This is a genomic window from Amycolatopsis sp. NPDC089917 (assembly GCF_040684635.1).
Lineage (GTDB): Bacteria > Actinomycetota > Actinomycetes > Mycobacteriales > Pseudonocardiaceae > Amycolatopsis.
In genome coordinates this window covers 1-12820 of sequence record NZ_JBFBGL010000114.1, presented here as the reverse complement: position 1 = coordinate 12820, position 12820 = coordinate 1, and the positions used below count along the sequence as shown (strand labels likewise).

At 69.2% G+C, this 12820-nt stretch carries 13 protein-coding genes and 1 pseudogene; 7 read left to right on the top strand and 7 right to left on the bottom strand.

Going from position 1 to position 12820, the window contains the following annotated elements:
* Positions 1-94: 94 nt before the first annotated feature.
* Positions 95-1282: a cytochrome P450 gene (locus tag AB0N89_RS40025; RefSeq protein WP_364216645.1), complete on the top strand. Its 1188-nt coding sequence runs from the start codon at positions 95-97 to the stop codon at positions 1280-1282.
* 97 nt (positions 1283-1379) lie between these two features.
* Complete coding sequence (locus tag AB0N89_RS40020) at positions 1380-2327, top strand: helix-turn-helix transcriptional regulator (protein WP_364216643.1); 948 nt, start codon at positions 1380-1382, stop codon at positions 2325-2327.
* Here the strand turns inward: AB0N89_RS40020 and AB0N89_RS40015 are convergent.
* The 5 genes from AB0N89_RS40015 to AB0N89_RS39995 form a co-directional block, all read right to left on the bottom strand.
* Positions 2314-3090, bottom strand: coding sequence for a hypothetical protein (locus AB0N89_RS40015; protein WP_364216640.1), 777 nt, complete (start codon positions 3088-3090; stop codon positions 2314-2316). The two genes, AB0N89_RS40020 and AB0N89_RS40015, sit on opposite strands and share 14 nt — an antisense overlap.
* Before the next feature lie 9 nt (positions 3091-3099).
* On the bottom strand, positions 3100-3771 hold the full coding sequence (locus AB0N89_RS40010) for a papain-like cysteine protease family protein (RefSeq protein WP_364216637.1): 672 nt from the start codon (positions 3769-3771) through the stop codon (positions 3100-3102).
* 213 nt (positions 3772-3984) lie between these two features.
* The gene (locus tag AB0N89_RS40005; RefSeq protein ID WP_364216634.1) at positions 3985-5547 is read right to left on the bottom strand and encodes an adenylate/guanylate cyclase domain-containing protein; all 1563 of its coding nucleotides are present in this window, start codon (positions 5545-5547) and stop codon (positions 3985-3987) included.
* Positions 5548-5611: 64 nt separating this feature from the next.
* Positions 5612-7591 (bottom strand): amino acid transporter, encoded by a 1980-nt coding sequence (locus tag AB0N89_RS40000; RefSeq protein WP_364216631.1) that lies wholly within the window; start codon positions 7589-7591, stop codon positions 5612-5614.
* Between the two features lie 80 nt (positions 7592-7671).
* Positions 7672-8475 (bottom strand): methyltransferase domain-containing protein, encoded by an 804-nt coding sequence (locus AB0N89_RS39995; protein WP_364216628.1) that lies wholly within the window; start codon positions 8473-8475, stop codon positions 7672-7674.
* A gap of 122 nt (positions 8476-8597) precedes the next feature.
* On the opposite strand from AB0N89_RS39995, the gene AB0N89_RS39990 reads away from it, so the two are divergent.
* Together AB0N89_RS39990 and AB0N89_RS39985 are read left to right on the top strand one after the other, a co-directional pair.
* Entirely contained in the window at positions 8598-8786 is a 189-nt protein-coding gene (locus AB0N89_RS39990; RefSeq protein WP_364216625.1) for a hypothetical protein, read from the top strand.
* 101 nt (positions 8787-8887) lie between these two features.
* Positions 8888-9349, top strand: coding sequence for a peroxiredoxin (locus tag AB0N89_RS39985; RefSeq protein WP_364216623.1), 462 nt, complete (start codon positions 8888-8890; stop codon positions 9347-9349).
* On the opposite strand, the gene AB0N89_RS39980 is transcribed toward AB0N89_RS39985, so the two are convergent.
* The gene (locus tag AB0N89_RS39980) at positions 9346-10035 is read right to left on the bottom strand and encodes a MerR family transcriptional regulator (RefSeq protein WP_364216620.1); all 690 of its coding nucleotides are present in this window, start codon (positions 10033-10035) and stop codon (positions 9346-9348) included. The two genes, AB0N89_RS39985 and AB0N89_RS39980, sit on opposite strands and share 4 nt — an antisense overlap.
* 62 nt (positions 10036-10097) lie before the next feature.
* Here AB0N89_RS39980 and AB0N89_RS39975 point away from each other — a divergent pair, with 62 nt between their 5' ends.
* The 3 genes from AB0N89_RS39975 to AB0N89_RS39965 all read left to right on the top strand — a co-directional run bounded on the left by AB0N89_RS39975 (position 10098) and on the right by AB0N89_RS39965 (position 12709).
* A complete protein-coding gene (locus AB0N89_RS39975) occupies positions 10098-10574 on the top strand; it encodes a DUF6194 family protein (protein WP_364216617.1) in 477 nt (158 codons plus the stop codon).
* A gap of 43 nt (positions 10575-10617) precedes the next feature.
* On the top strand, positions 10618-11364 hold the full coding sequence (locus AB0N89_RS39970; protein ID WP_364216614.1) for a TioE family transcriptional regulator: 747 nt from the start codon (positions 10618-10620) through the stop codon (positions 11362-11364).
* 184 nt (positions 11365-11548) lie between these two features.
* The gene (locus AB0N89_RS39965; protein WP_364216611.1) at positions 11549-12709 is read left to right on the top strand and encodes a S1 family peptidase; all 1161 of its coding nucleotides are present in this window, start codon (positions 11549-11551) and stop codon (positions 12707-12709) included.
* Between the two features lie 23 nt (positions 12710-12732).
* On the opposite strand, the pseudogene AB0N89_RS39960 reads toward AB0N89_RS39965, so the two are convergent.
* A pseudogene (locus AB0N89_RS39960) lies at positions 12733-12820 on the bottom strand (pyridoxamine 5-phosphate oxidase); the annotation flags it as partial.

Here is a 12820-nt window from a genome sequence, read left to right as displayed (position 1 = left end):
TTGGGGGTTTCGGGTTCTAACCCGAAACGCCACTCACGACCACCCCGGCGGAACACGCCACGGGACACCTCCGGCTGAGCCTAGGATCGGGGTCATGCTCGAGAACCTGCTCACACCGGAGACCAGGACCGATCCGTACCCGTTCTACCGTCAGGTCTTCGACCGCGGCCCGGTGTTCGAGGCCGCCGATCGGTTCTTCGTGGTGAGCGGGTTCGAGGAGGCGTCCGCGCTGCTGAAGAACCCGGCGTTCGGGCATTCGGAGCCGGAGGTGCTGCCGGATCCGCACGAGAACGAGCCGGTGGACGACCAGGGCCGGGTGGTCCGGTCGTTCCTCGCGCTCGATCCGCCCGACCACACGCGGCTGCGGCGGCTGGTCTCCAAGGCGTTCACGCCGAGGATGGTCGAACAGCTCGCCCCGAGGGTCGGGGAACTGGCGAAGGAACTCGTCTTCAAAGCGCTCGAAATGGGCGAATTCGACCTGATGACCGAAGTCGCGAAGCCGCTGCCGGTGGTCGTGATCAGCGAGATGCTCGGGGTGCCCCTGGCCGACCGCGACCGCTTCGAGGGCTGGTCGGACGCCATGGGGCGCGCGCTCGACCCGGCCTTCCTGATCGCGAAGGAGACCGTCGACGCGGCCGTCGCCGCCCGGCGCGAGTTCGTCGCCTACTTCCGTGAGCTCGCGAAAGAACGGCGGAAGCGGCCGACCGGCGACCTGTTCTCCGATCTGGTGTCGGTGTCCGACGAGGGCGACAGGCTCAGCGAAGGCGAGCTGGTGATCACCGCGATGCTGCTGCTGGTCGCCGGGCACGAGACCACGACCAACCTGATCGGCAACGGGACCCTCGCGCTGCTGAACAACCCGGAGCAGCACCGGAAACTGGCCGAAGACCGGTCGAAGATCCCGAACGCGGTGGAGGAGATGCTCCGGTTCGACTCCCCCGTCCAGCTGACCATGCGGCTCGCCTCGCGGGACACGACCATCGGCGACTTGCCCGTCGCTGCGGGCTCTCAGGCGGTCTTGTTGCTGGGTGCGGCCAACCGCGACCCGCGCGCGTACGAGCAGCCGGACCGTTTCGACGTCGACCGTCCCTCGCCGAGGCATCTCGCGCTGGGACAGGGCATCCATTTCTGCCTCGGCGCCCCGTTGGCGAGGCTGGAAGGCCGGACCCTGTTCGAGACGCTGCTCGGTACCGGACGTGCTTTCCGGCGGACCGCCGATCCGGTCTGGGTGAAGCAGGTGACGCTGCGCGGTATGGAAAGCCTGCGGCTCGAATTCGCCTGACGGGGCGGAAAGTCCGGTTCTCGACCTTTGACGGTTGCCGACCGGGGCCGGACTGCGCATGCTTTGCGCCAACCCGGCGTCGGTGGGGGTGCCAGCCATGTACCAGGAACGCGAGGAGACCAGCGCGCGGCGAACGGTGCCGGACGCGGTCAGGTCCGGACCATTCCATCGCGCGCTTTCCGAAGCGGTCGACCACCGCGGGCTTTCCCTGTCCCGCATCCGCGCGCATCTGGCGGCACGCGGTGTTTCCGTGGCCGAATCGACCTTGAGCTACTGGCAGCGCGGACTCCGGCATCCGTCGACGCCGCGCTCGCTCGACGTCGTCCGAGCGCTCGAAGCGGTGCTGGGTCTGCCGCCGGACAGCCTGGTCGTCCTGATCGGCCCGCAGCGGCGAGCGGCAGGCGACGACCGCAGGCCCTCGGTGGTGGAACTGCGGCAAAGCTGGGCGGAAACCTGCTCGCTGCTGGACGAACTGAGCGATTCCCCCGGTGCGGTAGGAAACTCGAAGCTCGACGTGGTGACCGTCGTCGACGTGCTGACCATGACCGGGCAAGGGCGGGCCTCGGAGATCACCTCCACCATGGTCGTGCGGGCACGGGAACCCGGCGCGGACGGTTTCGTGGTGACCCATCAGGACGAAGACGGCACCGACATGGAGGCCACCACGGTCTTCGCCACCGACGGCTGCCGAAGAGGCAGGGTGCGCCGGAGCACCTCGTCACCGGGAATGGTGTTCGAGCTCCTTTTCGACCGTGGCCTGGCCGTAGGGGAAACGCACACCTTCGCGTTCACCTTGCGCCTGGCCGCGTCGGTCCGGTCCACCTGTTTCCACCGGACGGTCCGCGCGCGCATGTCCGCGTACCTGCTCCGGATGCGGTTCGACGCCGCCGCGATCCCGGCCCGCTGCGTCAAAACCGTGCGGGAGCGCGAAGACCTGGCTCCCGTGGTCAGCGAGACGTTGCATCCCGGACCGGGTGCGACGGTCAGCGCCTACTTCGAGGATCTCGGCGTCGGGATCGCGGGGATCGACCTCATCTGGGAGTGAGGCTGCGCCTCCGCCACACCGCGAACACCACGATCGCCACCCCGGCGACCCCGGCGGCGATCAACCCGGCCACGATCGACACGGGTATGCCGGTCTCGGCGGCCGCGGGCGGGACGGCCTGCGTGAAGCCGATCCCGCCGCCGCGCTGGTAGTCCGATCCCGGCAGCTTGTCGGCGTAGCGGCCGTGGACGTTCCGCTGGTACTCCGAGAGCGGGAGGAGCTTGCCCACCGGCGACTGCGGCAGGCTCGCCTGCAGCAACACGACGCCCTCGGGGCGGAGTTCGTACCAGCCGTTGATCTGGGGTTCGTTGAGCAGCACCGAACCCGGCCGGATCCGGCCGCTCAGAGTCTCTTCGTCGTTCCCCGAGAACACGCTCGCGGCGACCCATTTCCCGGGGCCTTCCGGCATCGCCTGCAAGGTCGCTTTCTGACCGGAGTCGGCGGTGGCCGTCACGGCGACGGATCTCAGCACGCCCGCCGGGGCGCCCGCGACGCCCCTGACGAAGTCGGGGTTGAGGGTGTAGACCGGGAAACCCTTCTCCCCCATCGTGATCCGTTGCGGTTCGATGTGATCGACCTGCCGGAAGTTCGATCTCGCGAGCCCGATCGCGTCCGGCTGCGCGGCGACGCTCACGGCGGCCGCGAGATCGCCGGCCGAGGGCGCGACGACGTTCTCGCTCGCCGAAGCGGGCAGCGTGGCGGGGAGCAGCGTCGCGACGGCGACCGCGAGACAACCGGAGAACTTCCGGCAGATCGTGTTCATGACCGCGCCTCAGCCCTTCCGGATGTTGACGATGGTGTCGTTCCAGCGGAACTGGCCGTTGCTGCGGTACTGGTTGTAGTTCCAGGTCTGGTAGCGCTGGTAGGTCGGCCACGGGTCACCGACCATGATCGACTGATTGGCCGAGTCGTAGCCGTAGATCACTTCGGCGTGGCCGCCGCCCGAGGTCCAGTAGATCCCGGTCAGGTTCAGGATCCCGGAGTCGACCTGGCTGACGACCGAGTTGAAGCCGATCGGCCCGCCCGCGTCCTGCGCGGAGAAACCGGTGCCGCGGAAACCACGGACGATCTCGGAGATCTGGGCCGCCTGGTTCGGGCAGTACCCGGCCGACGTGCCCTTGCCCGCGGCGCAGAACTGGGCCTGGGTGGCGGATCCGCCCTGCGAACGCTCGATGCTCGAACCGTCCGCGGCCCAGCACCACTGGTTCTGCTGCTGGACCTGCTGGGTGTAGTTCAGCTGCTTGGAAGCGAGCGTCGACGCGACCGTGAGCGCGTTCCCCGCGACCGGTGCGACCTCGCGGACCTGCGTGTGGGTCTGGGTCTTGATCAGGCCGGTGGGGCGGTCCCCGGCGTCGCCGGGCTGCGCGAGGGCGGTGGCGGGCAGCATGCTCAGCGCGAAGACGGCGGCTCCGGTGGCCAGAACGGCCCTCGAAAGGCTCTTCACAGATGTCTCCTTTGACACGGGGATGGGGAGATCACCGTGCGCCGCACCGGCTCCGGGGACAACGCCCTCACCGGGCGCGGGGGAACCGCTGTGATCGTTCACAGGTCCGGGTCGCCCTCGCGGGCCAGGAGACACCAGGCTCGCGGGCTTCGACCCCCTGTCCGCCGCGCAAGATTCACGACCCGTTCACAAAGGCTGTGAATCCGGCACCGTTCAGGACCTCGGGGTCGCGAGTGTGGTGGGCTTGGCACGGCCCCGCAAGGTGACGTCCTCCGTCGCCTTCCACTGGCCGGCCTCGGCCTCGTCCGCCGACTCGATCGCCGTCCACGAGGCGAGCAACCGGGCTTCGACGTTCTTCGCCAGTTCGGTCAGCCGGGCGGCTTCGTTGACCGGGTCGCCGATCACCGTGTACTCGAACCGCCGCGGGTCGCCGACGTTCCCGGCGACGACCTCACCCGTCGCCACGCCGATCCCGGCCGGGCATTCCGGCACCTCCGCCGCCAGCCTGCGCGCGATCGCGCGGCCCGCGGACAGCGCGAGGGTCGCGTGGCCTTCGAGCCGCACCGGCGCGCCGAAGATCGCGAGCGCGGCGTCACCGACGAACTTGTTGACCAGCCCGTGGTTACGGTCGACCTCGTCGACCACCACCGCGAAGAACCGGTTGAGCAGTCCGACGACCTCCTCCGGGGGACGGCTCGCGGCCAGCGCCGTCGAGCCGATCAGGTCGACGAACAGCACCGACACCGTCCGCACGGTGCCACCGAGTTCGGCGGAGGTGCGCATCGCCTCGGTCGCGACGTCCTCGCCGACGTGCCTGCCGAACAGGTCCCGCAAACGTTCGCGTTCGGCGAGACCGACGGCCATCCCGTTGAAGCCCGCTTGCAGCAGGCCGAGTTCGGTGCCGTCGTAGACCGGGATCTCCACGGTGAGGTCCCCGGCCCGCACCCGGCCCAGCGCGTGCTGCACCGACCGGATCGGGTTCACCACGGCGCGGGCGGTGAACACGGTCACCAGCAGGCCGAAGCACAGCACCACGAGGCCGAGCACGATCACCGAGACGGCGAGTTTCGTGGTCGACACGTCGCCGCGCACCCACGCCAGGATCGCGGTGACCACCAGTCCGGCCACCGGCACCCCGGTGCCGAGACACCAGAACAGCAGCATCCGGAGGTTGACCCCGCCGCTGAGCGGACGTTCCGGCGACATGCCTGCCAAGGCCAGGGCCGCGTACGGCCGCAGGATGAACTCGCCCGCGAGGTAGGCGATCGCGCAGACGACCACTCCCGCGAACGCGACGACGAGCAGTTCGGTCAGCACGACTCGCGGCTGCACCAGCGCGGCCAGCGCGCCGAACACCACGGTCGCGACGCCCCACAGCACCGCTTGGACCAGCGTCAGGCGCAACGGCACCCGCAGGCTCGCGGCGCGTTCGGCGTCGGTCGGCTTCCGCCCTTCGGCCGCCCAGCGCAACGTCCGCAGCGCGCCGCGTGTGCCCCAGAGCGCGCCCACGACGACGGCGGAGACCACGTAGACGGGGACCGCGATCGCGGTGACCCGGACGAGGTCGCCGGACATGCCGGGGGCGGGCATCAGCAGGGCCGCCAGTCCGACCACGACCAGCGCGCCGATCACGTTGGTCGCGATCAGCGTGCCGGTGAGCAGTCCTTGGACGCGACGGCGCAGCACGGCCGTGTCCTGATCGAGCGGACCGAGCAGCCAGGAGCCGAACGGCCCTTGCCCGCGGCCCCGAACAGAAGAGTCGTTGTCTGGTCGCACCCGTTCCCACCGTTCACCCGGTTTGAGTGAACGACTGTACACCGAAACCCTCGCGTTTCGTGAGTCAGCCGACGTGGATGCCCGGCCGCAGCGCCGGATCGCGCTCACTGGTGCGGATGATCTCCCGGACCACCGGTGCGGTGTCCCCGCGCCCGAGGATCAGATAGCGGAACAGATGCCCGAGCGGACTGCCCTCGCTCCACTCGAAATGACACTGAGGCCGGACGCCGGTGTTGTCCCGCAGGGCGAGCAGGATGGCGGCGATCGCGTTCGGGGCGGCGGGACTCTCCGCCCGGAGCACGCGGAAACCGTCGATCTCGACGCCGCGGACCTTCAGCACGTCACTGAAGCCGGACGGATCGATGACGTCGATTTCGAGGAACAGGACGTCGGCGGCGCCCGGCACCGGGTTCATGCCGCGCTGTTCGGCCTCCTTCGCCCGGTACTCGTCGGCGTCCCCGGCCTGACGCCGGTTCGCGATGATCGTGAGCGCGCCGTCGTAGGCGATCGAATCGGTGAGGAACCTCCGGGCGGGCTCGTCGAATTCGATGTGCTCCACCCGCAGTTCGGTGGTGCGGCTCACCCGCGAAATCAGCGAAACGACGATGATCCCGAGAATGAAGAACGCGGAAATGGTGAGCCCGTCGGGCTTTTCGATGACGTTCTCCACCAAGGCGTAAATCAGGATCAGCGTCAGCACGGCGAACGCGATCGCGGCCTTGCGCTGACGCTTTTTCGCCGCGGAAATGGCCACGGCGACCGACGCGGACACCATCATCGCGAGGATCCCGGTGGCGTACGCCCCGGCCTGCGCGTTGACGTCGGCGTTGAAGACGACCGTCACCAGGATGCAGATCGCGGTGTAGACGAGCACCACCGGGCGCACGGCGCGGGCCCAGTCCGGCGCCATCCCGTACGCGGGCAGGTACCGCGGCACGATGTTGATCAGCCCGGCCATCGCCGACGCCCCGGCGAACCACAGGATCAGGATGCTGCTGATGTCGTAGGCGGTGCCGACCCACTCGCCGAGCAGTTCGTGCGCGAGGTACGCCAGCGCCCGGCCGTTCGCCGCGCCGCCCGGTTCGAACTGATCCGCCGGGATCAGGATCGTGGTGACGAAGCTGGTCGCGATCAGGTACACGGACATGATCAGCGCGGCGACGGTGAGCAGTTTGCGGGTGTTGCGGATCCGGTTCGCCAGCTTCTGCTCGGAGTTCTCGCCCTTTGCCGCGACGAGCGGCATCATGCTCACGCCGGTCTCGAAACCGGACAATCCGAGCACCAGCAAAGGAAACGCCAGAATGGCGGGGCCGACGACACCACCGAATCCGCCTCCGCCCGAGGTGAGCGCGTCGGTCCAGCGGTCGAGCGCGGCGGGCTCGGTGATCACCTCGCCGATCCCGGCGACCACGACCACGGCGTTCAGCAGCAGGAACACCGCCACCAGCGGGATCGCGACGCCGACCGCCTCACTGAACCCGAGCAGGAACACCCCGCCGAGGATCAGCAGCAGGACCACCGTGATCAGCACCGCGTGACCGTGCAAAAAGGACGGAACGTGCGGATTCTCCAGCGCGTGCACCGTGGCGTCGGCCGAGGACAGCGTGATGGTGATGATCCAGGACGTCGCCACGAATCCGAGCAGCACCAGGACGAACAGCTTGCCGCGCCAGAACGGCAGCAGGTTTTCGAGCATCGCGACCGATCCCTGGCCGTGCGGGCTCTCCTTCGCCACGCGCCGGTACATCGGCAGCATGCCGAGCAGGGTCAGCGCGACGATCAGCAACGTCGCCAGCGGCGAAAGCGCGCCGGCGGCCAAAGCCGCGATGCCGGGCAAATACGACAAGGTAGAGAAGTAGTCCACGCCGGTGAGGCACATGACCTTCCACCACGACTGCGGCGTGGTGTGCTCCTCGTGGCTTTCCGGCCCCACCGGCTGGACGCGGTGCTCCATCAGCCACCGGCCGACCTTGCTCGACGGCGCCGCCTGCCGGACCGGGCTGTCCACCCGTTCCGGAACAACGGATTCCGGTACCTCGGTCATGCCGTTTCCTCCCCGACTTTCGTGTGCGGGGCACAGCATGCCCGACCCGTTCGACGGAACGGATCCGGCACGCCGGACGGTCAGCGGACGGTGCCGGAGCCGACCAGCGTCGTCGCGTCGAGTTCGGCGATTCCTTCGGCTTCCAACGATTCGAGGTAGCGCTCACGCACCCGTTCGACGACATCGGGGGCGAGATCGTCGACGATGCCCCGGAAGCCGGAGCCGATGACGACCAGCCACGCGATTTCGGGCGTCATCGACAGTTTCAGCTCGTTGACCAGGACGTCCACATCGGACAGACCGCGACCGGAAAGCCATTCGGCGTAGGTGCCGGCCTGGTTGATCCGGTCGATCAGACCGGGCTCCCGCTCCGGCGGCCGCTCGGAACCGGTCACTTCGGCCATCGCGCGCCCGACCTGACGACCGGCCGTCACCATGGCCCCGGCACGCCAAATGGTGAACACTGCCCGACCACCGGGACGGACCCGGCTGATCAGCCGCTCGGTGCCGTCCGTCATGTCGGGGAAGAAGAAGATGCCGAGCGCGGACAGAACGGCGTCGTAACCGCCGGTTTCCCAAGCCGTCGCGTCGGCTTCGTGCGCGCGCAACTGCGGCAGGTCCGCCGAGAGCCGGCGCAGCTCGCCGATCATCGGACCGGAAAGGTCGATCGCGTCCACCAGGCCATCGGCCCCGACCGTCCGCGCCGCCGGGATCGCCGACGCCCCGGTGCCGCAGCAGGCGTCGAGGACCCGCGATCCCTCGCCGATCCCGGCGGCCGCCACCGTGGCGGCGCCGATCGGCTCCCACAGATGACGCCCCAGCGCGGCGAAATCGGCGGCGGCGGCGTCGAAAGCACGCTGAGTGCCCACCTTGCGAGAAGACATGCCGCGACGATATCCGTTTCCCGTGTCGCACGTCGTGAGAAAGCACCTACGACGGCCGGAAACCGAGGGGGCACCCGGCCGGCGGACGAATCGGGGACCGTCCCGGCCCTAGCGTGGTCGTCATGAGGAAGACACTGCTCACATTGCTCGGCGCTGCCGCCGCCCTGGCCACGATCGCCAACCCGGCTTCCGCGACCGCGCCGGAGACCGGGGAATTCGCCGGCCACGGATCGAGCGACTTCGGCCTCGCGCTCATCCATGCCCGCCAAGACGCCAGGACAGGCGGACCGGGCCGGGTTCACCGACTGTGAGGAGTACTCCGAACTCGTCATCTCTCCGTATGAGGCGACCGTCTTCTGGCGCTGCGCGCGCTGAGACCAATCCGGTCCGCGCCGGGCTCCGAATGCCGGGCATGGATCAAGGAGACCTCGCCCCGGACTTCACCCTGCCCGACGACACCGGCCAGGACCGCACCCTGTCGGACTTCCTGTCCTCCGGCCCGGTCGTGCTGTTCTTCTACCCCGCCGCGATGACCGGCGGCTGCACCGCCGAGAGCTGTCACTTCCGCGACCTGGCCGCGGAATTCGGCGAAGTCGGCGCCCACCGCGTCGGGATCAGCCCGGACGGCGTCACCAAACAGCGCGAATTCTCCACCTTGCACGGTTTCGACTACCCGTTGTTGTCCGATGTGGACGGTACCGTCGCGAAGCAGTTCGGCGTCTGGCGCCGCTTCAACCCGCTGCACGCCAAACGGCACACCTTCGTGATCGACACCGACCGCAAGATCCTCGCGGTGATCAAGAGCGAGCTGAAGTTCGACGTCCACGCCGACAAGGCGCTCGCGGCGCTGCGGGAACGGGCCGCCACCGCCTAGCCGAGAACGAGCGCGAGCGCGGCCGTCCCTTCGAAAAGCGCCCGCGAGCGGGCCGTGATGCCGTCGTCCCTGGCGGCGAGCGCGGAAGCGACGTCGTCCAGCCGCCGCGATCGCCGCAGCTCCGGCATCAGCGCGCGCAGCGGTTCGACGCGGTATCCGGCGAGCCGCAGCTGGTGCGCGATCCGCGCGTCCCGCACCTGGGACGGCGTGTACCGCCGGGTCCCGCGCTGATCGCGGTCGGGGACCACGAGCCGTTCCGCGTCCCAGTGCCGCAACGTCGACGGGCGCACGCCGAGCGCCGAGGCGAGTTCGGAAACGCTCATCGAGTCCGAGCCGCGCACGTCGTCGATCGGTTCGCGGGAGATCACCCGGACGGCTTCCCTGGCCTCCCTGAGGTCCGCGCGCTCGGCGTCGAGGCCGGCGTGGGCGGCGTCGAGACGCGCAAGCACCTCGGAGAGCGGGTCCCGGTGCGCGGCCCGGACGATCTTCTTGGCCTCGACCGGCCCCACGCCGGCGGCGAGCGCACGGTAGGCCAGCGCGGACCGGAGGTGGATCTCCCCGTAGTTCCGGTAGCCCGACGCCGTCCGCGTCGCCGCCGGGAGCACGCCGTCGCGTTCGAGGTTGCGCACCTGCTGGACGGAGCACCCCGCCCGCCGCGCGATCTCCGCGGTTTTGAGACTTGACACCGTCACTCCATTGAAAACGTCGTCGAACCCTCCACAAGCACTTTAATGCGACGCTTGAGCACATGACCATCGAAGAGATCATCGACCTCGTCTCCGGCCTCGACGGAGTCCTGGCCCTCACCCCTTCGGCGGGCGACGACTGGCCGGAGCTCAGCTGGGGTGACGCGTTCTTCTACTACTCCCCCGACGGCGTCGTCCCGACGAACGTCCAGCCTTTCGCGACGATCGTGACCAAGAACTATCCCGGGGACGAGAGCTCGCGCCTGGATCGGCCGGACACGTTCCGCGTGAACATCCACGCCGGGAAGGACGAGTTCGCCCGCAGGCTCGGCCGGGCGCCTCGGGAAGCGGCCGAAACCGACGTCGATCCCGGTGTCGCGGACACCGTGCTGGCCCATCCCGTGTACGGGACCGCGGGCTGGCTGGCGATCGTGAACCCGGCGTCGAAGACCGAGGTGGCCACCCGCGAACTGCTCGGCACGGCATACCGGCTGGCTCGCGCGCGCTACGAACGACGGGCGGATTCCCCACGCCCTTAGAGGACTGAACGCGGGAAGTCCCAGGACTTGTATCGTGGGGTGAGTGGGCCGAACCCTTCGAAGCGGCGAACGACTGAGACCGGTCGATCTGGCGCGTGAACACGGTCTGTCCACCCAGGCCGTCCGCAACTACGAAGCGGACGGCATCCTCCCCGCGGCCGAACGCAGCCCGCACGGCTACCGCGCCTACACCTCGGTGCACGCGCGAGCCTTGCGCGCGTTCCTGGCGCTGGTGCCCGGACACGGCCACGCGACGGCGGCGTCGATCATGGAGGCGGTCAACCGGGGCGCGGTCGAGGAGGCGCTGCGGCTCATCGACGAAAGCCACGCGCAACTGCTCGAAGACCGCCGCACCCTCCAGGCCGTCACGGCCGCGCTCCGCGACCTCGAACCCGTGCCGCAGGAGCGGGGCGACCTGTTCGTCGGACCGCTGTCCCGGAAACTCGGCGTCCGGCCCGCCACCCTGCGCAAATGGGAGCTCGCCGGTCTGCTCCGGCCCGAACGCGATCCGAGGACGGGGTATCGCGTCTACAGCGCGGCCGACGTCCGCGACGCCAAACTGACCCATCAGCTCCGGCGGGGCGGCTATCTCCTGGAGCGGATCGCGCCGTTGATCGAGCAGGTCCGGTCGGCAGGCGGTGTCGTACCGCTCGAATCGACGCTGCGGGACTGGCACTCCCGGCTCGCGGCGAGGGGCCGTGCCCTGCTCTCCGGCGCGGCCGCTTTGGACGCTTATCTCGACAGCGCGACCGCTGACACTTTTGGGACGATGACACTTCCCCGCAATTGAATACGCAGGCTTTTCGCGTTTTCCGCATACGAAAGTAGGACCGCGATCGCGGAACCTACTTTTGGCGCTACGACGCGATAGACGGCCGCTCGTAATGTGCGTCACGTCGAGATGAACCGCCCGGTCCCTGCCATTTCCCCCATTCCGGCGGTTCGTCATTCCCTCCTTATCGAAGGAAACGCGCATGCGTATTCGCGGACCCGTCATGCTCACTTTGCTGAGCGTCTGCGCCGGAATCGGCGCGCTCGCCGTCCCGGCGACCGCCGCTCCGGCCACCGCTTACGACCAGACGATGCTGGAAACGCTCGCCACCCAGCTCCGGGTCAGCCCGCTCCAGGCCGCGCAGAAGCTGGACCATGAGAAAAGCCTGATCGCGTCGCTGGAGAACATCAGAACACGTGGCCTGCACACGGACGGCGCGTACTTCGACGACGCCGGTGCCCTCGTGGTGAACGCCGCCGACGCCGGGTCCGCGCGGACGCTCCGGTCGGCCGGGCTGACGCCGCGGGTCGGCGCCCGCGGCGAGAACGCGCTGAACGCCTTGTCCGACAAGGTCGGCAAGGTGATCGGCGGCGACGTCGGCCAGGTGCAGTCGTGGGGTCCGGAACTCGCGGCCGACCAGGTCGTCGTCACCGTGCAGCCGGGTGCCGACGGCGCCCTCGTCCGGCGGCTTTCGGCGCTGCCCGGCGTCGCCGTGCGGACCGGTGTCGCCAACGGCAACACCACGCAGGCCGACGTCATCCCCGGCCAGATCATGGACCTCGACCCCGGCACCAACTGTTCGCTCGGCTTCCCCGGCACCACCAGCGACGGCGACAACGTGCTGCTGACCGCCGGGCACTGCGTCGAGGGCAACCCCGACATCCTGAACCGCAACGGCGTCCACATCGGACGCGGTGTCGCCACCGAGTTCCCGTCGGTCGACATGGGCCTGATGGACATCGACGCCGAGGACACCGGCCGCGGCTACGTGGACACCCGCAAGGGCACGACGGTGCGGATCACCGGCAGCTCGAAGGCGCCGGTCGGCACCACGCTGTGCAAGGCGGGCAACACAACCGGCTGGACCTGCGGCAAGATCACCGCGTACAACCAGACCGTGCGCTACAGCGGGGAAAGCGTCGCCACCACGGGGCTGGCCAAGTCGACCGTCTGCACCGAGGGCGGGGACAGCGGCGGCGCCTACATCGCGGGCAACACCGCGCAGGGCATGACCTCCGGTGGCCCCGACGACGGTCACGACTGCGGCTGGAACCAGGGCGCCAACGCGACCGGTTCGTACTCCTACTACCAGCCGGTCGTGGACGCGGCGAACAACTACGGGGTCACGCTGACCCGCTCCTGACGCGAGAATGCGGTCGTGAGTGGCGATTCGATGTCGATGGTCAGGGCGACGGCGGGGTTGCGGCGCAACGACGGCAGCTTCGGCGCGTTCGTCGGGGTGCACATGACGATC